The sequence below is a fragment of the Streptomyces sp. NPDC104831 genome (assembly GCF_055583025.1).
Map to the genome: position 1 here is coordinate 35,129 of NZ_JBVJOT010000054.1, position 23,819 is coordinate 58,947.

Genomic DNA, 23,819 nt, shown 5'->3' on the forward strand with positions numbered 1-23,819 from the left:
TGGGCCGTGAGACGCGGACGGGGTTCTGATCATGAGTGCGAACGACCGGAGTTACCACACGCTTCTGGCCCGGCACGAGGCGATGCGACTGCGGCGTCGACTGCTCACCCCGGGGAACACCGCGGACGCGCAGGAGCAGTCGGCCGGAGAACCGTACGACGGCGGCGCCGACCAGCGGACCATCATGGACCACCTGGGCCTGGTGGCCCCCTTCGAGGAGCTGATCACCCACCTCTACCAGGCACTGTTTGCGCGGCATCCCTCGCTGCGGTCGCTCTTCCCCGCCTCGATGGAATTCCAGAGGGCCCATCTCGCACGGGCTCTCTCGTACCTGATCGAGCACTTGGACCGGCCCGACGACATCACCCGGACCTTCACCCAGCTCGGCCGTGATCACCGCAAGCTCGGTCTGCTGCCGGCGCAGTACGCCGCGTTCGAGGCAGCGCTGTGCGCAGCGCTGCGCATCCAGGCCGGCGAGCGCTGGCACGTGGAGCTGGAACGGGCGTGGGTGCGGATGCTGCGCCTCGGTGTGACGGCCATGGTGCGCGGCGCGGACGCGGCGCTGCACGAACCGCCGTGCTGGCGTGTCACGGTGACGGCGCACCAGTTGCGTGGTCCGGACCTCGCGGTGCTCCGGCTGCGGCCGCACGAGACCTTCCGGTACCGCGCCGGGCAGTACGTCACGCTGGAGTCCGCGAGACTGCCGCACACCTGGCGCCCGTACTATCCGGCCGGCGCACCCGGCCAGGAGGAGCTGGAGTTCCATGTCCGCCGCACCGGGCCCGGCGGGGTGAGTGACGCCCTGGTGCGCCACACGTCGATCGGGGACGAAGTGCGGATCGGACCACCGAAGGGAAACCTGACACTCGGAGACGAGCCGTTGGGGGAACTACGGCTGGTGGCCTGGGACACCGGCTGGGCCGCGATGAAGGCGCTGTTGCGGGAACTGGACGCCCGAATGGGCACGGGATCGGAACACCGGGGCTGCGCGGTGCGGCTCCTCATCGGTGCCGGAACGCTGTCCGACCTGTACGACACCGACTACCTGACCACGTTCGCGAGTGGCCGCCCGTGGCTGACCGTGGTGCCGGTGATCGCCGGAGCCGCACCGGAGGAACGGACCCGTGACCGCCTGGTCCAGGCCGTGGCCGAGTGTCTCTTCCCGGTGGCCGCTCCCACCCTCGTGGCCGGGCCGCCGACTGCCGTGAGCGCGGTGACGGGCGCCCTCGTCCGTGCCGGACTGCCGGCCGAACACCTCCGTCACGACCTGCCGTCGGCCGGAGCCCAGGACGTGCGAGGGAGCGCGGCAGGGGCCGGACCGGCCGGGAGGGCGGCACCCCCTGGACAGCCGCTCCGCGTCCCGTCCGCTGTCGCTCTGCCCGCCGGTCCGGCGCCCCTGCCGATGTGATGCGCTGCCTGATCGCACAGCGCCGCCTGCATGCGACTCCACTGTCAAGGGAAACTGTCGTGGCAGCCGTCAGCTGGTTGACGGAAGCCGTGCCCGGGCAGCCCCGGGGCATGCAACGCCGGCCAGTGCACCTCGTACCGGTGTGTGCTCCACCGACAGGCCCCAACTGGAGACGCCGGAGGCATGGCCCCGCTGGCTCCGTGTGATGATCGCCGAGCACCGGCCCCGTCCCCTCCGGACCGCACAGCAACTGGCCGACACACTCCTCGCCGGGCTGCGTGCGGAAGCCACGAAACACGCCGCTCACGCCGGCGCGAGCGAGCGAACACAGCTCAGCCGACTCGGTGAACTCAAGCCGGCCGAGGCCCTGGCCAAGCTGGACGAACTCGACCTCCTCACCGGTACCCTCCTCCAAGCCGCCACGGCCGTCCTCGAGCACCTCGATCGCCGGACCTGCGAATCCCGCACCTGACCGCGAGGCTGATGCGAACCGCCCGCTCGGCGCGCACGGCCCAAGCCGAACGCCCCCGCCGCGGGCAGCGCACACCTCCCCGGCCCGGCCCTCGCCTGGCCGGACCGGGGACTGGAGATGCTCCTATGCTCCGGCCCTGCCCCGCGGACACCACCGAGTACCGGCCTTCACCGCGGACCGCCACTCGCACAGTTGCGGCGCTAACAACAGCCCCCGTCAAAGTCCCCCTACGGCGCACCAGCGCGCCCTCACCACCTAGAAGAGGGGGACCGTGTCCGACTCCAGCTACACCGCACTGCTGATGTTCGCTTTCCTCCTCCAGACCTTCGCCCTGCTGGCGATGACGGTGCACACCGCGCTTCTGCCGGCTCCGGGTAACGATCACAACCAGGATCGTAAGGTCAAGGCATCCGGACCCTCAGCCGGCTGCTGACCGTCTCCGCACTGCTGCTGGCCGCCGCATCGGTCATGAGCGTCGGCCGACGAGCCACCGCAGTCTGGACCACGGCACTCGCCGTGCTCCAACTGGCCAGCGCCTACGCCTGGCATCAGCCAAGGACCGGGACTCGAGAGGGAGACGAGCAACCAACGACCGACGAGTCCGCAGAAGAGCACGACGAGCATGTCGATCCCACCCACGAGGAGGTGACCAAGGACAGCAGGCCGGACTGACCCCAACCGTGCCAGCCGCCCCGGCGCAGACCGCCCGTCGCGCCGGGGCTCGGCCATTTAGTCGGGTAGCCGGGTCACGGCAACGTGATCCGGCTACCCGACTAAGCAGGGCGTCGCGCGCCTGCTGCCGGGTGGCGGGGCGGCACCGGCCGCTCTGGCGGCGGCCCAGCAGTCACCGGTGTGCACGCCGTCGGCGTTGGAGCGGTTCAAGCCGTACTGGATCAGCCATTGCTCCGGCTCCGGCCGCCGCTCCCGAGCACGGCGCCGTTCGGCCTGGCGCTGTTCCTCATCCGAGATCCACCGGTCGAGGAGGGCCGGTTGCCGTGCCGCCTGCTGCTCGACGACGCGCCGGGCAAAGCGCGGCGCGTCCAGACGCGAAAACGGCTGCTCACCACCGCTTGTCCTGGACTGGGTCAGGCGCGTCGTGCGAGGAAGACGAACTCTGCGCCTGGCCGGTCGGGCGCATCGCGCACGTCCTGCACCACGTAGCCGTGCGTGACCAGATCCGTCTCGATCTCGTCGCGATCTCGGAAGCGCAACGTCGAATCCGACGTCAGCACTTGTCCGTCCGCTGCGAAAACGTAGGTCTGGCGGAACGTCACCAGAGGCCAGCTCACCTCGATCAACTCGACCCAGTACTCGACAGTGCCGATGCCTGGGATGCCCGTCCTGCGGTAGGAGTTGTCGCGGCTCCACTCTTCCCAGGCACGCCTGGCCGGATCGCGGGTCTCGAAGACCAGGTGCCCGCCGGGCCGTAGTGCCGCGCAGGCTCCCTGCAGCGTCGTCTGCCAGGTGCCCGGATCAGCGATGGCCTGGGCGACATTCGCTGTCATCGTCGCGAGGTCGACCTGCAGTGACGGGATGGCTGCGGCATCACCGCAGATCCAGCGCACTCGGTCACTGCCCGGTTTGGCCCGGGCGACGTCGATGGATGCCTGGGCGGGATCGATACCGACGACGTCGATCCCGCGGTCGGCCAGGCGAAGCGCGAACACCCCGGTGCCGCAACCGATGTCCAGAACTTGGCGCGCCCCGAACTCATCCGCCATCCGGAGATAGGCATCGAGATCGCTGCGGTCGGGGTCGAGCGGATCGTAGATCGCGGCGAGCCGCGGATGCCCGAAGCAGTCGTCAGCCATGCGGCCGAACGTATGCGAGTCGACCTCGAAGAGCTACCGAGTTTCGCCTGACGCAGCTGGCTGGTGGGGGCGAGGGCGGCCGAGCTTACGACGGCTGCGGTCAGGGCGTGCCTGGTCTGGGTGTTCACGGCCTTGTTGACAGCGGTGCGCCGCGTCTGGCGGTGGGGGAGGGCCGGTTGCCTCCGCTGGGCGGGTGGGCGGTTCGCCGCGGAAGGAAAGGAGCGCGCCCGGGTCTTCGCTGACACCCGCGCTCACTGGACGCGCCGCGCCGCACGCGATTCGAGGGTCACTTGTGTTGCGGTGCGTCGTTACGGAGATGACCTGTCGAGGGTGCTCCTCGGCGGGACTCATACAGATGTGTGCCGGGAAGCCGGCGGGTCGACGGAACGAGGCTCCACCGAGTGCGTGATGCGGTCTGGCACGGAGAGGCCTCACAGGCTTACCTTGGTCATGGCGGGTTTCAGGAACCCGGCCATGGGGCTCATCCGCCTCTCCGACCTTATCTCGGTCAAGTGAACGCTTCAGCGTCCGGCCGGAAACCCGGCCCGGGCGCCGCAACTCGGTGCGTGACCCCACCGTGCGCAGCCGGAGTGACGGACCTCGAAGGAATGAATGCCACATTGCCACGTGACGCTCGTATCGAGGTGGAGGATCTGGTCAAGGAGTTCCGCAGGCCGGTGGTGCCGGAAGGGGCGTTCGGGGGCTTGCGGGCCCTGTTCACGCGTCGGCAGACGGTGCACCGGGCGGTGGACGGCGTCAGCTTCTCCATCGAGCCCGGCGAGGTGGTCGGCTACCTGGGACCCAACGGGGCCGGTAAGTCCACGACCGTCAAGATGCTCACCGGCGTCCTGGTGCCGACCTCGGGCCGGGTGACGGTGGCCGGGGTGACGCCGTGGCGGGCGCGGGAGCGCAACGCCAGGCAGGTCGGCGTGGTCTTCGGCCAGCGCAGCCAGCTGTGGTGGGACCTTCCGCTGCGCGAGTCACTCGTGCTGATCAGCAGGCTCTACGACATGCCGCGGACCTGGTACGCCGCCCAACTGGACCGTTTCACCGAGTTGCTGGACCTCGGGCCCTTCCTGGACACTCCGGTGCGTCAGCTCTCGCTCGGCCAGCGGATGCGCGGCGATCTGGCCGCCGCGATGCTCTACGCCCCGCAGATCCTCTATCTCGACGAGCCGACCGTTGGTCTCGACGTCGTCGCCAAAGACCGCATCCGCCGCTTCGTCGCCGAGCTCAACCGCGCCTCGGGCACCACCGTCGTCCTCACCACGCATGATCTCGACGACGTCGAACAGCTCTGCGAGCGCATCGTGATGATCGACCGGGGCAAGGTCGTCTACGACGGCGGCGTGTCGGAACTCAAGGCTCGCTACGCGCCCTACCGAGAGCTGGTCGTGGAGACACGGGAACTGGTCGAGGTCGACGACGCCGAGGTCGTCAAGCGTGAGGAAGGGCGGGTCTGGCTGCGGTTCGATCCGGTGCGCACCCGGCCGGCCGAGCTGATCGCCGCGGTGCTGGCCCGCTGCGAGGTGACGGATCTGGCCATCGTGGAGCCGGAATTGGAGAGCGTCATCCATCGGATCTACCAGGATCGCGGATGACCGGGCGCCTTGCGCGGTGTTTCGCCGTCGCCCGCGTGGAGTTCCAGGTCGCGCTCGCGTATCGCTCGGCGTACTTGTCGGTGTTCGTGATGATGCTGCTGCAGATCTTCCTGCTGCGGGTGGTGTGGGCGGCCTTCTACGGCGAGCGCGCAGCGGTAGGTGGCGTCGGGCTTCGGACGATGACGGCGTACGCGACGCTGGCCACCGTTCAGTACACGCTGTTCAGCCCTTGGCAGTCGTCACCGATCGAGCAGCGCGTGCGGGACGGCAAGGTCGCGGTGGATCTGCTGCGTCCGGTGGGGTTCCCGGCCCAGATGCTGGCCGGACAACTCGGCAGGGCGTCGGCCTCGGTCCCGGCACTGCTGATCGCGCTGCCGTTCGCGTTGCTGATCGGGACTGCCCAAGCCCCGGCCTCAGCGGTGGCCGCGGTCGCCTACCCAGTGACGCTGGCGGGTGCTCTGGTGGTGAACCAGTTGCTGTTGCTGCTGCTGGGTATGGTCGCCTTCTGGACGCTGGAGATCAGTGGCTTGCGCATGGTCTACCGCTTCGTCACCCAGTTCTTCTCGGGTGCTTTGGTGCCGCTTTGGTTCATGCCGGGCCCGGTCAAGGCCGTGGCCCAGGCGTTGCCCTTCCAGGCCACCAGCTATGTCCCCGCGGCTGTCTACCTGGGGCGGATCGAGGGCAGCGGGGTCGGTGCGGCTCTCGGGGTGCAGGTGCTGTGGGCCGCGGCGCTGAGCGTCCTCACGGCCGGGGTCTGGTACCGGGCGCGGCTCCGCGTGCTGGTGCAGGGCGGCTGAGGTCGCCGATGCGCTGGTTCCGCACCTACCGGCTGCTCGTCGCCGCGGCTTTCAGTGCCGAGTTCCAGTACCGCGGCAACCTATGGGTCAACATCGTGGGCGGGCTATTCTACCAGGGCGTCGGGCTCGCCTTCTTGTGGGCCGTGCTGGAGCGCTTCGGGACGATCGGCGGCTGGGGGCTCGACGAGATCGCTTTCCTCTACGGCATGCGCCTGATGGCCCATTCGTTGTGGGCCACGCCGGGGAACCAGCTCATCTACGTCGACGAGGTGATCGTCGGGGGCGAGTACGACCGCTATCTGGTGCGGCCCGCCCCGCCGCTCGTGCAACTACTCGGCCGCCGGCTGCGGCTGACCGCGCTCGGCGACCTCATCGGGGGCGTGGCTCTGCTGGCCCTCGCCTCGAGCCGGGCTCCGGTCGACTGGTCGCCGGCGGCCGTGGCCTATCTCGTGCTGGCGGTCGTCGGGGGTGCACTGGTGGAAGGGGCGCTGCAACTGGCCGCTTGCGCCTTGGCGTTCACGATGAAGCAGACCATGCCGATCAGGCTCACCATCGATACGATCTTCAACGACTTCGGGAACTATCCCCTGAAGATCTTCGGGTCGGCGGCCGGCTTCGCGTTCACCTTCCTCTTCCCTCTCGCCTTCGTCGCCTACCTGCCGGCGACGATGCTGCTCAACCGGGAGGAGGAACTGGCGGTTCCCGGCTGGCTCGGCTGGGGCGCGCCGGCTGCGGGCGTGCTGCTGATGTATGCGGCGTACCGGTTCTGGGTGCGGCAGTCCAGGTTTTACGAGAGCAGCGGGCACTGACCGTCGTCCCGCCGTGCCCGGCACGACGCGGAGGCGTGGTCAGGTGACGGAGTCCGCCTGACCGCCCGGCGGGCGGTGGGCCGCCGGGCCGCGTCCCAGGAGCCGCACGATCGCGGCAGTGAAGTTCTTCGACATGTCGTACTCCTCCCGGACCAGGCGGGCTCCGGCAGCCGCGATCTCGGCCTTGCGCGCCGGGGGCATGCGCAGGATCTCCCGCATCGTTCGGGCCACCTCCTCGACCCGCAGGTCGGTGACGAAGCCGTCCTGCCCGTCGTGGACCTGTCGGGGCAGTCCGTCCCTGTCGGACACGAGGATGAGGGCCTTGCCGTACGAGCGGACCTCCATCGGCACCAGGGACTGGGCGTCGACCCGCGACAGCACGGCCACCAGCTCGGTGTTGTCCCACTGCATCAGCTGTCTCGGCAGGACGAAATCAAGGTCGAACAGCACAGTGATGTTCGGGTGCTGCATTTTCTTGAGATCTGCCACGATAGGAAAGTCCATCGACGGCACCGCGGCTTGAAGGACGAAGTGGCAGTCCAGATCTTCCAGTTCCCTTGCGGCCCGCATGAATATGTCGAAGCCTTTGTAATGCATACCCCGGCCGAAAGAGAAGACGAGCGGTTTGTCCGTGGGAATCCCCCGCTGCAGCAAGGCGCTGCGTATGTCATCCTGCGGATAGAAAGGAACCGCCCTCTTCGTCACCCCATTGACCAAGGGCGTCAATTTGTTCGGCAGGACACCGTAGTCGCGTTCGAGATGGTCACGCATATAGGGGCCGATGTAGCCGACGAACAATCCGGGGGCGGAATTGATGCTTCTGATCGCGTTCAGTTCGAAATGCAGTCTGGCGGTGTTGTATCTGCCGCGCTCTTCAATCAAGGTGGTGGAATGAGGAGTCCAGACAGCGCGCATATTTATATCGAAGTCGACATGCCTCCGAAGGATGTCCGGCGTTTTCGCAAACGGAGTACATTCGGCGATGACGATGGCGTCGACAGGCCTGTACTCCTTCAGAACCTGGTAGGCCAGTAGCGCTGCGGTCGGGGAGGTAACGGCCCAGTTCCTGGCATCACCATACTGGTCGACCCCATCCGAGACGTGGCAGCATTCGAGGACATCGCCCCCGGTCCCCTGGCAGATGCCACGAATCTTCCGGAGCTGCACACGGCTGAAGCCGGCGTTCGATTCGGCGATCCGGGGCGTGATCGCCCACACGCGGATCTCGTACTCCGCATGGAGCTCACGCTGCAGCCTGTCCACACTCTCGAAGTAGGCGTCGGTGGCCGCACCGACGCCTCCGTAGATACTGGATATCCCGTCATGTGCGCATATGATGATCCCCAGCCTTTTCTTCGCCACATTTCTCCCTTGTCACGCCTGTGTGCTGTCCGCGAATTCATGCCACGGAAGCAAGATAACGACGGAATGCCGCAAGGGCCTGTTTCCGGCTCTTGCCCCAGTTGAGCAGCTCCAGCAGCTCCGGGGCTAGACCGATCTCGGTGTCCAGCTCGCGGTAGGTGGCCTCGGTTTTCCTGCGTACCTGAACCTCCATTCCCTCGGTGACCCTCATCCAGGGAGCCAGGCGCGGAGCGTACTGGTAGAACTGGGAGACGCAGTGCAGCACCATCTCGTCGACCGCCTGCTCCCGGCTCAGGGAGCGCAGTGGCGGCCGTAGCGGGACGAACAAGTCGTGGCCGAGCACACCGGAACCGCCGCGGACCAGATCTGCCGCGTGGCGCGCGAGGACCGGCGCGCAATGGAAGCCGTCGCGGTAGGTGCCGGACAGCACCCAGACGTTGTCCTGCCACAACCGGCCGACGACAGGGTAGCCGTCCAAGGGCAAGGGCCGGTTGCCCGCGTGCCACGCTATGACCGAACTGCCGAACAGCCGCCGGTCGAACTGCTCCATTGCCCCGCCGGCCAGGAAGTGCGCCATGCCCAGGCTCGACCAGGCGCCGGGCTCGAGCAGCACGTCGTTCGTCGCGCCGACGTACACCGTGCCGTCGCCCGGCACCAGGTGCAGCCCACAGCCACCCGACCGGTTCGGCGTCCGGACCACCTGCCGCAGCCCCGATGAGGTCGCCTCGCAGGTGACGGCCACCCCCACGCCGGCGAGAACGGGCATCATCGGAGCCGACGGGTCCGTCAGGTTCTCGACCACCGCGGGGGTGAAGGCACCGGCGGCGACCAGGAAGCGACCGCCGCTGAGGGTCCCCCCCGACCGCAGCACGACGGCCTGGGCGCGTCCGTCTTTCTGCCGCCAGCCGACGACGCTGTCGTCGTACACGGTCACGCCGCGCCGTCCGGCCGCCTCGGTCGCGGCGTCGAGAACGGCACGAGCGTCGAGGGAACCCTCCTGGGGCAGGTACAAGGCCTCCAATGGCCGGGCGTTCACCGCCGGGTCCAGGTTCGGGACCTCACCCAGCGGCAGTACTTCCGACTTGCGGCCGTAGCCGCGCACCGCATCCACGATCGCCCGGTAGTTGAGGCTGTCGAGCCGGCCGCCGTAGCTGTTCAACAGGACATAGCTGCCTTCGCGGATGGTGAGCTGCCGCTCGGGCGGGAGGCCGTCGTTGAGTTCGCCGAGCCAGGCGGGCCAGTCATCGAGTGCTCGCAGCGACAACTCCAGCCTGGTGCGGCCGGGCTCGCTGGCCAGCGTTCGATGGGTCACCTCACCGAAGCAGCTCAGCATCGCCCCGGCGGCCGCCGACGCGCCGCCCGGACGGTCTGCCGGGCCGACGACCGCGACGCGCAGCGCCGGGTCGGCCTTGAGGAGTTCGAGTGCGCTCGCGGTCCCGAGGATGCCGTTGCCGACGATGACGATGTCATAGGCCGCCGTCATCGCCGGCCGCCCGTCGCCAGGTGGCTGTCGAAACCCCTCCGGAGGATCGCCAGCAACTCGTCGATCTCCGCGTCCGTGTACACGAGGGCGGGGATCAGCTGGAGGCAGTGCGGACCCGGGTGCACGATCGCCCCCGCATCGCGGATCGCGCGGACCAGCTCGGACACCTCCTGCTGCGCCATCGGCGCCGCACCGTCCGGCGCTCTGAGGTGCAGCGCCCACATGCATCCCCTGCCGGTGACCGAGGCGATGGCGGGTTGCTCGGCCGCCAGTGCGGCCAGTTCGCTGCCGAGCCGCCGGCCGGTCTTCTCGCTGAGCGCGGGGCTGTCCAGCCGGCGCAGCTCCGCCACCGTCGCGCTGATCGCCGCGCCCACCGCCGGTGTGCCCGCTTGCGTCTCGCCGTGGCCGAGCAGCACGTCGGGCGCCAGGAAGGCCTCGGCTATCTCGCGCGAGACGATGACTGCGGACGCCGCGAGCGTGCCGTTCGTCAGTGCCTTCGCGGTGACGAGTACATCGGGCGGCTCGGGCCAGAGGTCACTGGCGAACACTGTGCCGCCGGTGCGGCCGAAGCCGGTGGACACTTCGTCGGCGACCAGTACGAACCCGTGCTCCCCGCGCAGTCGCAGGATGTCGGCGACGAATTCCTCGCTGAGGGGGACGGCTCCGGAGCCTAGGACGGGTTCGACGAACAGCGCGGCGATCCGCCCCTCGTAGCGCTCCAGCGCGGCCTCGAGCCGGGCCCCGTCGTTCGCCGGCACGTGGGCGACCAGGCGGCGATCCACCCCGTACATCTGCTGCCCGAGGTGCGCGTCGGTGAGTGCCGCGGCCCCGAACGTCAGCCCATGGAAGGCGTTGCGCAGGGCGAGGATCCCGCGTCGGTCGGCCCTGCCCCGCAGCACCTGGTACTGGCGTACCAGTTTGATCGTCAGGTCGTTCGCCGCGCCGCCGGACGTGGAGAACAGCACCCTGCCGTAGTGGCCGGCTCCGGCGAGCTCGACGAGGTCGGCCGCGGCCTGTCGCGCCTGGACGTTTTCGGCGTTCCAGGCGCTGAGGTAGGAAGCCTCGTGCAGTGCGGCGGCGACCGCTCGGGCCACGGCGGGGTTGCCGTATCCGAGGTTGGAGTTCCACAGTCCGCTGGTGGCGCACAGCAGTTCGCGGCCGTCGGCCAGGGTCACGCGGACGCCGCGGGCGGACTTCGCGCAGAGGTCCTCGCGGCCCTGCTGGTCGGGAGGTGTGAGCAGCGGCCACAACGGCTGGTACGTCGTCATCCTGCCTCCATTTCCGGGGTGCTCGCCCCGGCCGTCATACCAGCGACCCGGACGAGCCGCCGTCCACTTTGCACAGCATTCCGTTCGCGTCCCGGCCCAGGCTCGCGATCATCAGCACGCTCTTCACGCAGGACTCGTAGGACAGGAACGAGTCGATCACGTATGCCTGGTTCGACTTGACCAGATACCGGCGCGTGACCACGTCGAGGTCCGCCCCCGTCCGTTCGGCCACCTCCCGTAGCTTCTCGAAGTTCTCCTTGTCGGCCAGGGGCCCGAGCAACAGGGTGGCGGCGGCGGCCCGGCGGGACTGGCAGGCGCTCGCCAGTGCTCCGGTCAGCACCCGCAGGGCCGCTTTGCTCGCGGCGTAGATCCCCGAGTACTTGTTGGCGTGGTAGATCGAGTCCGAGTTCGTGACCACATAGGTGCAGAACTCCGCCGACGACTCCTGGTTCACGTGGTTGAGCAGGAGGTGGTACGGCACCAGGGCGTTGATCCTGAACGTCGCCTCCAGGTCCGCCAGCGGAGGCAGCCGCGCGTCGCGCGGGCCGTAGGAGACGGCGTTGTAGACGACCAGCGCGGGAGCCCGCTCCCGCAGTTGCCGCTCCACGGCCCGGTAGCCGTCCTCGGTCGCCAGGTCGGCTCGCAGGTAGCGCAGCGCGGCGCTGTCGGTCAGGTCGGGGTCCGGCCGGCGTCCTACCGCGGTGACCTCCCAGTCCTCCTCGGCGAGCCGGCCCGCGAGGTAGGCGCCCCATCCGTGGCTGGCGCCGATGACGACGGCCTTCTTCCTGCTCACGGGTAAGCCACCTCCATGGGGCCGTCCGCGACGGCGGTACGGAGAAACGCGAAGTACGGCTCGACTCGAGGTCGGGGGCTGCGGAGGGCCGGGTCGGGCCGCAACCGGTCGGGCTCGTCGTGCGGCCCGGCAGCGGGGAGGTCGGCGATGCGGACCCGCTGGTACCGCTCGAAGGCCTCGGCACTGCTGGCGGCTCCCCAGAGGTAGAGGAATCCCGCACCGGGGGCGGCCTGCCACGTCAGGTGGGTGAAGTAGCCGGGAAGGTCCGCGAACGCGCAGTGGTCCCCGAGCGAGAATTCCCGGCTCAGACGTTCGTAGGCCTCCCGGTGGCCACCCGTCGGGCTGCCGTGCACTTCCATGTCGACCGCGGCGGCCACGGCGCACTGCAGGGTGGTGCTCCAGGTCTCCAGCGCTCTCAGTTGCCGGGCGCGGGACAGGGTCTGGAGTGCGTCGTCATCCGGGCACAGCACGCCGGCGGCGTCCGGGTGGTACAGCCAGCGCTCCCACCAAGTACTGGCGTATTCAAGGCGTTCCAGGGGCAGATGCCCGATCCCTGACTCGCTCGGCGCCCGGTGGGAGGGCAGCAGGTGGCCGAGGGCGTGGCCGAACTCGTGGAAGATCGTTTCCGCGGCGGCGAAACTGACGAGGCCGTTGCTCGTGCCGGTGCGCGATGCGGCCTCGGGGTGCACCCGGCACAGCACGTGCGCTTTCGCCTTGGCCGGCCCCGGCTCCGTGTACCCGGCGGGCTGCGGGTCCGGGGCCGGGCGGGGGTCGGGTGCGCCGGGGCGCAGCAGGTCGAAGTCGATGCTGCCCAGTTCCTCGCCTCCGCGGTCCACTCGGAAGGTCAGGGCATGCGCGGCCTGCTCCGGGGCCGCGGTGAGCCGGACACCCAGCACTCGACGGGCCAGCGTGCCCAGCAGCTCCACGCACGCCTCCAGCCGGAACGCGGGCGCACCGCCCCCCTGCACACGCGTCCGCAGATAGCGCCCGAAGTGATCCATCGGGCGTTCCGCGCACCCGGTCGCCGCTCGGATCGCGGACTCCAACTCGCGCTGGCCGTCCCGGGCCCGGAGCACGAACTCACGCAGGAAGGAACCGGCTTCCCCTGGGGGGAAGGAACACCGCTGGAAGGTCTGTGCCAGTACGGTGGGGGGTCCGTCCTGCCCCGCGCCGACAGCGTCCCGGCGTACGTCGACGGCCTCGTCGAGGATCCGTACCAGCGCGGCGGCGTCAGGCTCGCAGTGCCGCCGCCAGGCCGTGGTGAGCTTGGTCCTGGTCCGGGAGTCCCGGAGGCGGCTGGCCGTCTGAGCCAGTGCCACCGAGGGGCTCGCCGCGACGGTGGTGATCCCGAGGCGCTGCAGGAACTCACGGTGGTGGGCGTCCATGCGCCGCAAAACCTCACGCATCTCCGTCTCGAGTCCGGCCTGGCGCCGCCGTACCGGCTCCGGCGTCTGCCGAAGCCCGGCGAACCATGTCAGCCACCTCAGCCGCAGCTTCTCGTCCTCCCGGTCGGGGAACGGACCCGCCGCCGCGAGGGCCTTTTCGGCCGTGGCGGCCAGGTCCCGGTCGTGGAAGTAGGCCGCCTGCCAGTCCAGCAGGTGCCGGTAGTCCTCGTACCGCTGGTTGCCTTCCAGGTAGGCGAAGGTCGTGGAGGCGTTGGAGTAGATCACGACGATCTCGCGCAGCGCCTCGGCGCTCAGCACCCGGCCGCCGTGCCCGGCCGGGGTACCGTCCTGCCCGAGCAGCAGGCACAGGCGGCGGAAGCCGGTGGCCAGATCCGCCGCGATGGTCGGCAGGTTGCCGCGGTAGCTCGGCCTGCGGGTGGTGATCGTCGTCATGCGCACCTCCGTGCTGCGACTGCGGGGCTGGGCGGGCGGGTCACCATTCCGGCACCACCCTGCCGTTGAGGAAGTCGGCCCGGCCGACGTCGGCGCCCGAGGTGAAGGCCGTCGACACATCGAGGTTCCCGAGGAAGGCGTCCAGCAGGTCGGCGCCGCGCAGTGTGGCCCGGACGCACGTCGAATCCCGCAGGTCGGCGTGGCGGAGGTCGGCGCGGCACAGCGCGCTCTCGGTCAGGTCCGCCTCCCGCAGGCCGGCGCTGAACAGGCAGGCCGCCGTCAAGTCGGCGCCGGTGAGGTTCGCGCGGGAAAGGTCGGCCTTGGTCAGGTCGGCTCCGGCGAGGTCGGCCTCGGACAGGTCGGCCGAGTCCAGCCGGGCGGCCTGCAGAGCGGCACCCCGCAGTGGTGCGCCGCGCAGGTCCGCCCCCGCGGCGCCGGCCCGCAGCAGGCGCCACCCGTCGACGACCCAGCGTCTGCACGGTCCGGTGTCCGGCTGCTGGACCAGCACGAATGCCTGAAGCGTGCCGGCGATACGGGCCGCGTCCGCCGCGGTGTGCGCGGTAAGACTGCTGTCCAGTGCGTCGCGTACCACGGCTGCCGCTCCGCGCACGGCCAGGACCACGGGATCGACGGGGACGAAGAAGAAGTCCCGTACGTCGGCGCCCGGAGCGCAGGCGTGCACGGCGATGTCGACGAGGCGTCTCGACGGCGCTGTGGGCAGCGGTTCCGCCTTCGGCGGTGACGCCCTCATGTCGCCGTCACCTCGTGTGCGACCGGGCCCACCGGCGGCAGCTCGTTGACGAAGAACATGTGGGTCAGCCGCGCGGTCTCCGGGCTGTCGCCGAAGCCGCCCATCGGCGCGTGGTAGTGCCGGCATCCCCGGAACAGGATGAGCCGGTTGTAGACCGGGCCGATCCGGGCTATCTGCTCCCACCGCGACGGGTCGGCCCTGTCCGGACGGATGACCCGGTCGTCGAACTCCCTGGCGTCCGCGTAGCCCAGGGCGCGGGCCTCGCGGTCCGTCGGCGGCGAGGACAGGCCGGTCGGCCGGTGGCGGAAGAACGCGGTGCCCGCGCTCATCGGGGCGTCCGGCGTGAGGTAGACCATCCCCGCCCAGTCCACGGCCGTATCGGCGTGCACGACCGCCGACTGCCCGGACTTCTCGGTGATGTAGCGGAAACCGCCCCAGGTGAACCGGCCTCGCTCGACTTTCAACTCTGCGCCGATGAGTTCGGCGAACACCTGCTCCAACGAGCGTGACTCGACGACCAGCCGGCTGACGAAGCCGGGGTATTCGGACGGCTCGATCCTGCCGAAACGCGAGCTGAGCGCCTTGGCCCTGACCGCGTCGGGTCGGGCGTAGAAGTCGTCGACGACGATGACCTTGCTGGACACCGTTACCGCCCTCCGTCCGGCTCGTCGAAGAGGAACAGCTGGGCCACCCGGTCGTCCACCGGTTCGCGGTCGATGCCCCGGGCGGTGTACCGGTGGGCCACCGCGCCGCGGAACAGCACCACCCGATTGAAGGCCAACGGCACGTACGCGGTCTCCTCCCAGCGCTGTGCGCGCGGGTGTGCGCCGACGGCTGCCGCGAGGCGGTAGAACCCGATGCCGCCGGGGAAACCGGCCTCCGGCGGTGCAAGGTACACGAGAGCGGCCCACGCGCTGTCGTAGGCGTACGGAGCCGCCCCCTCCTGCCCGTCGGCACCGACGTGGGTGAGCCGGCCGGTCACCTCCGGCAGTTCGACCTCGGTACACCCGAGCAGCTCGGCCAGGCGCGTCCGAGCTTCGGCGTCCGGCGCCGCGGCGCCGGACGCGGCCGTGCCCCGGGCGAGCAACTGCTCGCGCCGGGCATGGGGATCACGGTAGAAGTCGTCGACGACCTCGATCGTCTTCCGCATGTCAGCGCCCTCCGGGTCGGCGGCGGATGTCCCTTCAGCAGGTGTCACGGAGCTGTTCACCGAGTTTGCAGCTGACCATCAAGCCGTTGCCGGTGCCGATGAAGGCCGACAGCAGTCTCGGGCTGCGGGCGGCTGCCCGGTTGTACGCGTTGATCGCGCGGAGCGCTCCGGCCCCGCCGTCGTCCGGGGATTCGCTGCTGAAGTCGCCGTCGGGGAGCGCGTCGTCGGCCACCAGCAGCCCGCCCTGGCGGAGCAGCGGAAAGCAGAGCCTGAGGTAGGCGGAGTAGGAGACCTTGTCCGCGTCGATGAACACCATGTCCAGGGTTTCCGGGGCCAGCTCGGTGAGATGGTCGGCGGCAGGGCCGGTCACGACCTCCACCCTGTCGGCTACGCCAGCCGTCTTCAGGTTGTCCCGTGCGAGATTCGCGAGGCCGGCGTCGGCCTCCAGGCTCACCAGGTGGCCGCCGGGGGGCAGTCCGCGGGCGATGTGGATCGCCGAGTAGCCGATGTAGGTGCCGATCTCGACGACCCGTCGCGGGCGGTGAAGCGTCGTCAGCAGCTGGAGGACCCGCGCCGCGTCGTCGTCGATCTGCATCGGCCGCAGACCGCCGGCCAGCAGGGAATCGCGCAGGATGGCGTCGAGCAGCTTCTCCCGGGGCGGGAACACCGCACGGAGATAACTCGCTGAGGGGGGCATTACCCTGCCTTTCCTTCCCCTGCCGGTGCGTGTGCTGCTCCGGAGCGCGGCGGGGTTTCGTAGAACGCGAACACGCCTGCCATGTCCGGCACGACGCTGGGCCGGTCGAACTCGAAGCACGGGGAGAATGTCTCCCGCACCCTCTCCGGTTCGCCGGCATGCTCGATAGCCGTGCCGAGGAAGGGGGCGAACAGCTGCGCGCTGGCGCCGGCTCCCCACAGGTAGGCGAAGTTGGCACCCGGGTGGGCCTGGAACATCGGCCAGGTGAAGTACGGCGGGAAGTCGCCCAGCGTGCAGTGCGCGCCAATGCCGTATTCCTCGTCGAGTCGCCGGAACACCTCCTCGATCCCCTCGTCGGGACTGCAGTGCAGCCTGAAGTCGAGAGCCGCGGTGACGGCGCGGTCCAGGTGTGAGCGACGGTATTCCAGCCTTTTGACGTCCTGGCACAGCCGCAGGCCGTCCCGCTCGGCCGGTGACAGGTCGAGGTGGTCGGCGAACTGCGGGTGGTACACCCACTTCTCGAACCACATGCTCAGATCTTCCAGCCGTTCCAGCGGCAGGTACTCCAGTCCGGACCGGGTGGGCAGCCGCTTGCGGATCAGCAGGTGGTTCACGGCGTGCCCGAACTCGTGGAAGAGGCTGTGCACGTTCTGGAAGGTGATGCGGTTCGAACCGTCCGCGGCCCGGCGGAACCTGCAGGACACATAGGCGACCGGCAGTTGCACGATGTCCTTCCACTGCGTCCGGTTGCGGATTCCCTTCGTGGTGTTGGCGGTGCGGCGTCGGGAGCCGGTTTCCCACAGGTCGAGGTTCACTTGGCCGATGAGGCGTCCGTCGAGCGCGACGTCGAAGGCACGCACCTGGGGCGTCGACCGTACGGGTGACTCGTTGAGCGTCAGACCGAACAGGCGCAGTGCCACGTGCTGGATGAAGGACAGACAGCCCTCCACCGGCAGCAGCGGGACCTCCCGGCCTGCCTGGAGGCCGCGCACGTAGTGGCCGAAGTGGTCCATGGCCTGGTCCGTGGCGCCGGTGGCGGCCAGGACCTCGCAGTCGAGCCCCCGTTGGTGTTCCAGGGAGCCGGTCAGGTACTGCTCGACGAGGCGCCAGGCTGTCTCCTCCGAGACCCGGCACCGGCGCAGCGTGCCCGCCAGCACCGAGTCCGCGCCCTGTTCCCGACTCTCCCGCCGCCGCGCGTCGACCATGCGATCGACCACCGAGACCAGGTCGCCCAGTCGGCGGTCGCGTGTGGCGCGCCACACGCGACCCAGTTTGGCGCGCGTCGCCGCGCTGTCCGTGGAGCCGGCCAGCTTGTAGAAGACGGCGTTAGGGTTGGCGGCTCCGCTGGTGCTGCCCAGGCGCCTCAGCAGCAGGGCGCTGTCCTGCCGGATTCCGTCGAGGATGTCCTTGGCCTCCGCGAGCAGCCGCTCCCGGCTGTCATTGTCGTGCCCGTGTCCGGTCGTGAGTTTGGCGCGAAGCCCGGCGATGTAGGCGGTGCGCGCCTCCTCGGCCTCCGGGTCGGCGCAACGCAGTGTCAGGAGCCGGTCGAGCAGCTTGGCGTCCGTACCGGCGTCGCGGTGGAACGCGTCCCGCCAGGGCAGGAGCCGCTTGTAGTCGACGTGTGCCTCGTTGGACTCCAGATAGAGGAAGAGGTAGGCGACGTTGTTGTAGATCGCGCAGATTTCGACGAAGGCGTCCTCGCCCAGGTCGTCCGGGTCCAGCAGGGCGCGCAGCCGTGTCATCATCGCGTCCAGGGCCGCATCCGTCGCGGCGAGGCTCGCACCCACGGGAATGGCGGGCAGGTCTACAGGCATGGCTCACCGCTCGCGTCGTAGAACCGGAACAGGGGGTCGAGTTCGGGCGTCTCGCTGGGGGCGTCCGGGTCGAAGCACGGTGCGAGGATCCGGTCGGCCCGCGCTCGTGCCGCAGCGTGGCCGCCGCCCGGGCCGGTGACCAGCCACGGGGCGAAGGCCTGGGCACCGAACGCGGCTCCCCACGCATAGGTGAAGCTCGCGCCGGGGTAGGCCTGGCAGAGCGGCGACATCAGGTAGCCGGCGATCGTACCGAGGCCGCACAGGCCACCGAGGTGGAAGCGCCCGTCGAGCCGGCGGAAGGAGTCGGAGTAACCGCCGGAGTCCCGCCGGTGGACGTCGAAGTCGAGCGCGGCGACGACCGCCCGGTCGAGGTTCGCGCTGCGGAACTCCAGCCGCTTGATGCGGGCGCAGATGTCGAGCCCGGCGGCGTCCTCGGAGGTGAGACCGAGGTGTTCGGCGAGCCGCGGGTGGTAGGCCCATTTCTCGAACCAGGTGCTCAGGTCCTCGATGCGCTCGATCGGCAGGTAGTCCAGTCCGGTGTCGCTGGGGGTGTGCCGCCGCAGCAGCCAGTGGTTCACCGCGTGCCCGAACTCGTGCAGCATGCTGTGCAGGCTCGCGAAGGTGACCACCGGCCTGCCGGAGGCGTCGTAGTGGTAGCGGCACAGCACGCGCGCTTCGGGCAGCGTTGCCGGCCGTTCCTCGGCCCGCTCGGCCCCGGCCGGGGCGGCGACGGGCGCGGTCGCCGTCCGGTCGCCGGAGTCGCGGTGAGGTGTTTCCATCAGGTCGAAGAAGACGACGCCGATGGCCCGTCCGCCGGCGGTTCCGAGGACGATGTGCTCGGCCCGGCGGTCGGAAGCCGGCGGCGTGAGCGCTATGCCGAGGACGTCTCGGGTCACAGCGGTCAGGTAGTCCAGGCAGCCGTCGAGCGGGAGGGCGGGCAGCGCGGCACCGCCGGCCACCGTGCGCGCGTAGGTGTTGAAGTGAGCAAGCGGATGGTCTGTCGCGCCGGCCGTCTCCCGGATGCGCGCCGCGAGACGTCTGGTGCTGTCCGCCGCGCGTACCAGGTACTCGTCGATGAACTCCGCGGCCCGCGCCTCGTCCACCGCCGACCGTTCCAGGGTGCGTTCGACCACGCTCGACGCCCCCGCCGCACGCGCCTGCTCACGGCGCAGCCTGAGGACCTCGTCGAGCTGCTCCAGCACCGGGCCGGTGTGCCGGATCCGCAGCGCTTCCCAGGCGCGCACCAGCTTCTCGCGGGTGGTGGGCGCTGCCGTCGCGCGCACCACCCGCGAGAACACGGCGGCGGGTGCGGCCCCGCGGGTGCGCAGTCCGAGGCGCTCCAGCCAAGACGCTTGCGCCTCGTCCACGCGGTCGAGGGCCTCTCGCGCCCGCTGGTATCCGGCGGCGATCTCCGCGGCCGTCGGGCTCCTCCGGGTGCCGGCCCGCTCGCGCAGCCGGCTCAGCAACTCGCACCGGGTCCGCTCGGCGGTTTCCCCGGCGCACACCGAGCTCTCCAGCAAGGCCAGCAGTGCCGCGTCGGTTTCCGGGTCGGCGAGCAGCCGCTGCCAGCCGGACCGCAGTGGGCGCGCGGGGCCGAGGTGGCGTTGGTTTCCCTCGGCGTACGCGAGCAGGTGGGCGGCGTTCGCGGACAGCAGCGCGAGCTCCTCCACCTCGGCGTCCGCGAGCCGGTCCCGCGCGGCCAGTCGGCGGTACCGGGTCGCCGTGCGGACCAGGGCCGCGCCGACCGGGTTGTTGTCCTCGGTGCGCGTGGCGGCTGTCATGGCGAGTCCTGCCGCGGACGGAACCGGAAGCGGTAGGCCATCCCGGAGTAGGACCCGCAGTACATGTTTCCGTCGGATGCCACGATCGGCGTGACATCGAGCGCGGGGTCGTGCTCGGCGAGGCCGAGGAGCTGGCTGGTCTCCCACAGGAACCGGCCGTCGTCCCGGCCGAGGCCCAGGACGTTGCCCCGTGCCGTCGTCACCGCGAAGCCACCGCTCGGGGTGACGGTGTACGAGGAGTGATCGCGCGGCGCGGCGCCCGGTACCCGCCAGCGCACCTCGTGCGTGCACACGTCGATCCCGAAGCCGGTGCCGTCCTGAGTCCCGGCGGCCAGGACGGTGCCGGACAGCGCAGGGCTCCCCACCACCTTGCCGCCGAGCGCCACGGCGCCCCGCTCCTCACCGGTGCGGCTGTCCAGGAAGGTGCAACGGCCGTCCACGGTCGTCACGGCGACCGCGCTTTCGGAGTGGACGGCCACCGGCGACGCCCGGACGGAGCTACCCAGGTCCCGGCACCAGCGCCGCGTCCCGTCCGGGGCCAGGCACACCACGTGCTCGGCACATCCGACGGCCACGTCTCCGGTGTCGAGTGTCACCGGGCTCGCGTACGGGTCCCGATCGGCGGCCGTGCCGCCCCACCGGGCGTGCCACGGGCGCGGCAGCTCCCGGGCGAACACCTGTGCACCCGTGTCGAGCCGCAGTCCGACGCACCGGCCGCCAAATGCCGCGATCACGAGCATGTCCGCGTCGGGCAGCAGCGTGGGTGTGGCGTACACCGGCCCGCCCGCCTCAGCCGTCCAGCGCGGCCGGCCGCGCAGATCGAAAGACCGGACGAGGCCGCTGGTCGTGGCGAGGACGACAGCCCGCCGAGCCGGGTCGGCCACCGGGGAGGCGTACACCGCGTGGTCGAGCCGGCGCTCCCAGTAAAGTTTTTCCAGGCTGCTGTCCCAGAGCCGGACGCGCCCGTCGTAGGTGGCGAAGACAGCGCCCAGGCCGGATACCGCGACCGGTGTGGCACAGACCGGCACGGCGACCCGCTGTCCGTCCGCGCGCAGATGTGTGCAGCGGTGGTGACCGCACACCACCGGCTCGCGGTCGAAGTGGAACGCGTTGACGGTGGGTGTCCGCAACTCGAGCACCGCCTTCCGCGGATCGTGGCGGAACGCGGGCGCGTCAATCGGCTGCATGGGTCTCTATCTCCCGTAGGCCGCGCTCGAACGCCGTCGCCGAAGGGTGCGAGAGACGGCGGGCCAGATCGAGGCCCGCCGACATGACCCGTCGGCTGCGCGGGACAAAGCCTGCCAGCTCCTCGAAATGCGCCATGGCGCGCGAGTGGTCTCCGCACCGGTCGCGGCACATCGCCGCTTTCAGGAGATGGTGCGCGACGTACGGAGGCCCGGCCGTGGCCGCCTGCTCATACAACTGAGCGGCTTCCTCTGTTCGTTTCGACCGCAGATAGACTTCCGCGAGTTCTCCGTAGCTGACCGACCAGACGGGGTCCAACGCGATGAGTGACCTGCCTGCCTCCTCAGCCGCGTCCATGTCCCGCTGGACATAGAGGTACTCCTTGATGGCGGATTCGTAGTACGTCTTGATCATATTCAGGTCGGTGGCCCGGGCCTCGCCTCCGCTGCGTACAGCGGCCGCCTCTCGGGCTCGGTCCATCGCACGGCGGGTGGCCACAGCGTCCCCGCTCGCCGCGGGAACCATGGCGACACCGCGGTACCACGACGACAGAGCGCCGGGTTCGATCAGTTCCGGAGTTCCGCTGAGCGAAATTCCGAGCCGCAGCCATCGCGCGAAGGCCGCGGTCGGCAACTCCCGGCGCTTGACGTACCACACGACGGCCTGGGTGCAGGCGTCCAGCATCCGGCTCACCGGAACCGCACGCGTGTCGACGGCCCGGCGCATCCGCTCGAAAGCGGCCGGGGATTCGGCGCCGCCTTCACACCGGTTGGATACGACGAACTCCAGCCATCCGATCTCGAATTCCTCTCGAGGCGTTGTACTGCGCCTGGAAAGGATGGCGAGCACGTTCCGTACGAGTTCGAAGCGCGAGATACTGATCAAGGCGGACGCTACGTTCACCAGCTCGACCACAGTGAGTTCGGGACCTTGGTCGAGCATTCCGCCGAGTCTGGCCAGAGCTTCGGTGCCGCGGTCTTCCAGGCCGGCGAGCGAGGCGTAGGGGGCGCCTTCCAGCAGGGCAATCTCGTAGAGCACGGAAGGCTCGAACACCTGGGTGAATCTATAGCCGAACTCTGCCCATGTGCACGACTCGAAGGATTCCACGCAGGCCCGGGAGAAAATGTCGGCATCGCACTCCGGGTGGCTGCCGCGGCCCAGGCCGGTCATGGTGTCATGGAATGAGTTGCGCTTGAACTCCATCGAGAAGATATTCCCGTCAGAGAGGAGGCGGGACGCCAGGAAGCGGACGGTGATCCTCCTCCTGGCGTCAAATCATTCCGAATCGCTGATCTGCAGCATTTCATCGAGCTCGGAGTCGAGCGCGTCTCCGAAATCGATTTCCTCGACGTCGGACTCGGCCTCGAAGAAGATCTCCGCACTGACGAACGGGAAGAAAGCGGGTTCCTTCTGCAGTAACTGATCACCCATCTCGACTGCCCCCTTCTCTGCGGCCTTGAGTGCGATCTGACAACACGACGGAAAGCAGGCTGGCACGCGTCGGCACCTCGGTCAACACCAACAGGCGCGCCGGCATATGATCGTCCGGCACGCCCGGTTACATCTCCGCGAGGAATTTTCAGCAACGATCATCTCCTGCCTCTCACTGCCGCCAGTGCGCCGACCAGCAAGGATGCTTCCTATTTGCAAGATCGCACCGAGCATTTCCGATCTACGCTCCGGCGGGTGATCGCTGATCGCGACGGATGACAAAGATGGCCTGAATAAGCGCGGTAACACAGTCAGGACTGATCCGCGCCCAGTGCGGTACCCGCCGACATCCGGGAGCGGTAGTCCTGTCGATCACGGGCGTCGTGCGGTGTGCTGCCGTTCCGACGGTCGGTCAGCGAGGGGACAAAGTATGCAGCGGATCCCCGGTTTTGGAAATCAGCGATCCGTCGCCGCATTGCCGCCGCTTGCCGGACGATCCATGTATGGCTTTCTGATCCTTTCGGAACCCGGCTGTGTTGCGGCGCGGGGCGACGCGGTTTCTGGTCTCGGGCGGCGGGACGCCCGGCAGGGCGGCGTCCGTACCGGCTAAAGGGTGTTGCAGAAGGCCGTGAACTGGGCATCTCCCTCACATGGGTGGGGTGTCTCGCCACTTACCCAGCCGAAAGGGCCTGGACGGAGCGGTAGACACCGCGGCGGAGCTTCTTCTGGGTGAGTTCGCGCCGGGGCCGGAGCCCACCACCCGACCGTGCTCTGTCCCGCCTATGCTCCCGAAACCAACAGACCCCTTCCCCTGACCGGCATCGCGAATATCACCCCTTCCCCCTCGCCCGCCTCCTTGCGCGTCTTGGCGCCCTGTTTGCACAGTCAGCCCACTCCCCGGCCCCCGGACACCGCATGGTCTCCCTCCAACCCGCTTTCGGGTCATCGAGACGTACCTGCCCAGAACACCAATCTAGGCCCCGGCCCACGTCCCAGAACCGCCTTGCGCTGCCTCAGCTGGGCGTTTATGGTCGTCGGGCTTGATGTTCCTTGATCGATTCGGCGCGTCTGGCCGTCTTGCCGACGTCGTGACGTGGGGCCCGCTGCTTGTTCTTCGAGCCGGGAGGTCGTCCAGGGCCCGGTCGTGTGGGTTTTGGGGCGGCCGCCGGCCTCGCGGTCGCGGCGCGGAGGTTGCGAAACCCGCGCCGGACGCGGGCGGGGGTCAGGCGGCGGGGTTCGGCGCGGCGTTCCCAGGGCCGGCGGAGGTCCTCGGCTAGGACTTGTCCGGGCGATCAAGTTCGCAGCCAGATGACCAGGGCTGCTGCTGTGGCGGTGCCGAGGAAGACGTACCCGCGTTTGTCGTAACGG

The 23,819-nt window shown here is 69.5% G+C and carries 21 protein-coding genes and 1 pseudogene; 6 read left to right on the forward strand and 16 right to left on the reverse strand.

Features of this window, described 5'->3' with window-relative positions; translation table 11 throughout:
• The first annotated feature begins 31 nt into the window (after positions 1-31).
• The 3 genes from ACZ63H_RS30295 (at position 32) to ACZ63H_RS30305 (ending at position 2,313) form a co-directional block, all read left to right on the forward strand.
• On the forward strand, positions 32-1,408 hold the full coding sequence (locus ACZ63H_RS30295) for a globin domain-containing protein (RefSeq protein WP_469870504.1): 1,377 nt from the start codon (positions 32-34) through the stop codon (positions 1,406-1,408).
• A 205-nt stretch (positions 1,409-1,613) separates the two neighbouring features.
• Positions 1,614-1,880, forward strand: coding sequence for a hypothetical protein (locus tag ACZ63H_RS30300; RefSeq protein ID WP_469870506.1), 267 nt, complete (start codon positions 1,614-1,616; stop codon positions 1,878-1,880).
• A 271-nt stretch (positions 1,881-2,151) separates the two neighbouring features.
• Entirely contained in the window at positions 2,152-2,313 is a 162-nt protein-coding gene (locus tag ACZ63H_RS30305) for a hypothetical protein (protein ID WP_469870508.1), read from the forward strand.
• Positions 2,314-2,965: 652 nt separating this feature from the next.
• Here ACZ63H_RS30305 and ACZ63H_RS30310 read toward each other — a convergent pair.
• Positions 2,966-3,691 (reverse strand): class I SAM-dependent methyltransferase, encoded by a 726-nt coding sequence (locus ACZ63H_RS30310; RefSeq protein ID WP_469870510.1) that lies wholly within the window; start codon positions 3,689-3,691, stop codon positions 2,966-2,968.
• 608 nt (positions 3,692-4,299) lie between these two features.
• Between ACZ63H_RS30310 and ACZ63H_RS30315 the strand changes: the two genes are divergently transcribed.
• From ACZ63H_RS30315 to ACZ63H_RS30325, 3 genes are read left to right on the forward strand one after another with little or no spacing between them, the layout of a single operon-like run.
• Positions 4,300-5,292, forward strand: a complete 993-nt coding sequence (locus tag ACZ63H_RS30315; protein WP_469870512.1) for an ABC transporter ATP-binding protein — start codon at positions 4,300-4,302, stop codon at positions 5,290-5,292.
• On the forward strand, positions 5,289-6,089 hold the full coding sequence (locus ACZ63H_RS30320) for an ABC transporter permease (RefSeq protein ID WP_469870514.1): 801 nt from the start codon (positions 5,289-5,291) through the stop codon (positions 6,087-6,089). Before ACZ63H_RS30315 ends, ACZ63H_RS30320 begins: the two co-directional genes overlap by 4 nt.
• Before the next feature lie 8 nt (positions 6,090-6,097).
• A complete protein-coding gene (locus ACZ63H_RS30325) occupies positions 6,098-6,898 on the forward strand; it encodes an ABC transporter permease (protein WP_469870516.1) in 801 nt (266 codons plus the stop codon).
• A gap of 39 nt (positions 6,899-6,937) precedes the next feature.
• Here the strand turns inward: ACZ63H_RS30325 and ACZ63H_RS30330 are convergent, their stop codons facing one another.
• The 15 genes and pseudogenes from ACZ63H_RS30330 to ACZ63H_RS30400 all read right to left on the reverse strand — a co-directional run.
• Positions 6,938-8,260 (reverse strand): glycosyltransferase family 4 protein, encoded by a 1,323-nt coding sequence (locus tag ACZ63H_RS30330; protein WP_469870518.1) that lies wholly within the window; start codon positions 8,258-8,260, stop codon positions 6,938-6,940.
• A 37-nt stretch (positions 8,261-8,297) separates the two neighbouring features.
• A complete protein-coding gene (locus ACZ63H_RS30335) occupies positions 8,298-9,743 on the reverse strand; it encodes an NAD(P)/FAD-dependent oxidoreductase (RefSeq protein WP_469870520.1) in 1,446 nt (481 codons plus the stop codon).
• On the reverse strand, positions 9,740-11,011 hold the full coding sequence (mpaD, locus tag ACZ63H_RS30340) for a daptide-type RiPP biosynthesis aminotransferase (protein WP_469870522.1): 1,272 nt from the start codon (positions 11,009-11,011) through the stop codon (positions 9,740-9,742). Before mpaD ends, ACZ63H_RS30335 begins: the two co-directional genes overlap by 4 nt.
• Positions 11,012-11,045: 34 nt before the next feature.
• On the reverse strand, positions 11,046-11,804 hold the full coding sequence (locus tag ACZ63H_RS30345) for an SDR family NAD(P)-dependent oxidoreductase (RefSeq protein ID WP_469870524.1): 759 nt from the start codon (positions 11,802-11,804) through the stop codon (positions 11,046-11,048).
• The gene (locus ACZ63H_RS30350; RefSeq protein ID WP_469870526.1) at positions 11,801-13,642 is read right to left on the reverse strand and encodes a M3 family metallopeptidase; all 1,842 of its coding nucleotides are present in this window, start codon (positions 13,640-13,642) and stop codon (positions 11,801-11,803) included. The genes ACZ63H_RS30345 and ACZ63H_RS30350 overlap by 4 nt, the downstream gene beginning before the upstream one ends.
• A gap of 40 nt (positions 13,643-13,682) precedes the next feature.
• Positions 13,683-14,393, reverse strand: a complete 711-nt coding sequence (locus tag ACZ63H_RS30355) for a pentapeptide repeat-containing protein (protein WP_469870528.1) — start codon at positions 14,391-14,393, stop codon at positions 13,683-13,685.
• The gene (locus tag ACZ63H_RS30360; RefSeq protein ID WP_469870530.1) at positions 14,390-15,037 is read right to left on the reverse strand and encodes a DUF6445 family protein; all 648 of its coding nucleotides are present in this window, start codon (positions 15,035-15,037) and stop codon (positions 14,390-14,392) included. The genes ACZ63H_RS30355 and ACZ63H_RS30360 overlap by 4 nt, the downstream gene beginning before the upstream one ends.
• A gap of 2 nt (positions 15,038-15,039) precedes the next feature.
• On the reverse strand, positions 15,040-15,543 hold the full coding sequence (locus tag ACZ63H_RS30365) for a hypothetical protein (protein WP_469870532.1): 504 nt from the start codon (positions 15,541-15,543) through the stop codon (positions 15,040-15,042).
• 34 nt (positions 15,544-15,577) lie between these two features.
• Positions 15,578-16,240: an O-methyltransferase gene (locus ACZ63H_RS30370; RefSeq protein ID WP_469870534.1), complete on the reverse strand. Its 663-nt coding sequence runs from the start codon at positions 16,238-16,240 to the stop codon at positions 15,578-15,580.
• Entirely contained in the window at positions 16,240-18,054 is a 1,815-nt protein-coding gene (locus ACZ63H_RS30375; RefSeq protein ID WP_469870536.1) for a M3 family metallopeptidase, read from the reverse strand. The genes ACZ63H_RS30370 and ACZ63H_RS30375 overlap by 1 nt, the downstream gene beginning before the upstream one ends.
• The gene (locus ACZ63H_RS30380; RefSeq protein WP_469870538.1) at positions 18,045-19,835 is read right to left on the reverse strand and encodes a M3 family metallopeptidase; all 1,791 of its coding nucleotides are present in this window, start codon (positions 19,833-19,835) and stop codon (positions 18,045-18,047) included. Before ACZ63H_RS30380 ends, ACZ63H_RS30375 begins: the two co-directional genes overlap by 10 nt.
• On the reverse strand, positions 19,832-21,022 hold the full coding sequence (locus tag ACZ63H_RS30385; protein WP_469870540.1) for an outer membrane protein assembly factor BamB family protein: 1,191 nt from the start codon (positions 21,020-21,022) through the stop codon (positions 19,832-19,834). Before ACZ63H_RS30385 ends, ACZ63H_RS30380 begins: the two co-directional genes overlap by 4 nt.
• On the reverse strand, positions 21,009-22,223 hold the full coding sequence (locus tag ACZ63H_RS30390; RefSeq protein WP_469870542.1) for a tetratricopeptide repeat protein: 1,215 nt from the start codon (positions 22,221-22,223) through the stop codon (positions 21,009-21,011). Before ACZ63H_RS30390 ends, ACZ63H_RS30385 begins: the two co-directional genes overlap by 14 nt.
• A gap of 72 nt (positions 22,224-22,295) precedes the next feature.
• The gene (locus ACZ63H_RS30395) at positions 22,296-22,517 is read right to left on the reverse strand and encodes a hypothetical protein (RefSeq protein WP_469870544.1); all 222 of its coding nucleotides are present in this window, start codon (positions 22,515-22,517) and stop codon (positions 22,296-22,298) included.
• A gap of 959 nt (positions 22,518-23,476) precedes the next feature.
• Positions 23,477-23,728: pseudogene (locus ACZ63H_RS30400) on the reverse strand (NF041680 family putative transposase); the annotation flags it as partial.
• Positions 23,729-23,819 lie beyond the last annotated feature (91 nt).

Bases quoted from the DNA above. Each gene is read 5' to 3' on its own strand.
- ACZ63H_RS30355 (WP_469870528.1), bottom strand. From the start codon at position 14,393: ATGAGGGCGTCACCGCCGAAGGCGGAACCGCTGCCCACAGCGCCGTCG.
- ACZ63H_RS30300 (WP_469870506.1), top strand. From the start codon at position 1,614: ATGATCGCCGAGCACCGGCCCCGTCCCCTCCGGACCGCACAGCAACTG.
- ACZ63H_RS30350 (WP_469870526.1), bottom strand. From the start codon at position 13,642: ATGACGACGATCACCACCCGCAGGCCGAGCTACCGCGGCAACCTGCCG.
- ACZ63H_RS30335 (WP_469870520.1), bottom strand. From the start codon at position 9,743: ATGACGGCGGCCTATGACATCGTCATCGTCGGCAACGGCATCCTCGGG.
- ACZ63H_RS30310 (WP_469870510.1), bottom strand. From the start codon at position 3,691: ATGGCTGACGACTGCTTCGGGCATCCGCGGCTCGCCGCGATCTACGAT.
- ACZ63H_RS30325 (WP_469870516.1), top strand. From the start codon at position 6,098: ATGCGCTGGTTCCGCACCTACCGGCTGCTCGTCGCCGCGGCTTTCAGT.
- ACZ63H_RS30385 (WP_469870540.1), bottom strand. From the start codon at position 21,022: ATGCAGCCGATTGACGCGCCCGCGTTCCGCCACGATCCGCGGAAGGCG.
- ACZ63H_RS30370 (WP_469870534.1), bottom strand. From the start codon at position 16,240: ATGCCCCCCTCAGCGAGTTATCTCCGTGCGGTGTTCCCGCCCCGGGAG.
- ACZ63H_RS30380 (WP_469870538.1), bottom strand. From the start codon at position 19,835: ATGACAGCCGCCACGCGCACCGAGGACAACAACCCGGTCGGCGCGGCC.
- ACZ63H_RS30375 (WP_469870536.1), bottom strand. From the start codon at position 18,054: ATGCCTGTAGACCTGCCCGCCATTCCCGTGGGTGCGAGCCTCGCCGCG.
- ACZ63H_RS30320 (WP_469870514.1), top strand. From the start codon at position 5,289: ATGACCGGGCGCCTTGCGCGGTGTTTCGCCGTCGCCCGCGTGGAGTTC.
- ACZ63H_RS30365 (WP_469870532.1), bottom strand. From the start codon at position 15,543: ATGCGGAAGACGATCGAGGTCGTCGACGACTTCTACCGTGATCCCCAT.
- ACZ63H_RS30295 (WP_469870504.1), top strand. From the start codon at position 32: ATGAGTGCGAACGACCGGAGTTACCACACGCTTCTGGCCCGGCACGAG.
- ACZ63H_RS30315 (WP_469870512.1), top strand. From the start codon at position 4,300: ATGAATGCCACATTGCCACGTGACGCTCGTATCGAGGTGGAGGATCTG.
- mpaD (WP_469870522.1), bottom strand. From the start codon at position 11,011: ATGACGACGTACCAGCCGTTGTGGCCGCTGCTCACACCTCCCGACCAG.
- ACZ63H_RS30390 (WP_469870542.1), bottom strand. From the start codon at position 22,223: ATGGAGTTCAAGCGCAACTCATTCCATGACACCATGACCGGCCTGGGC.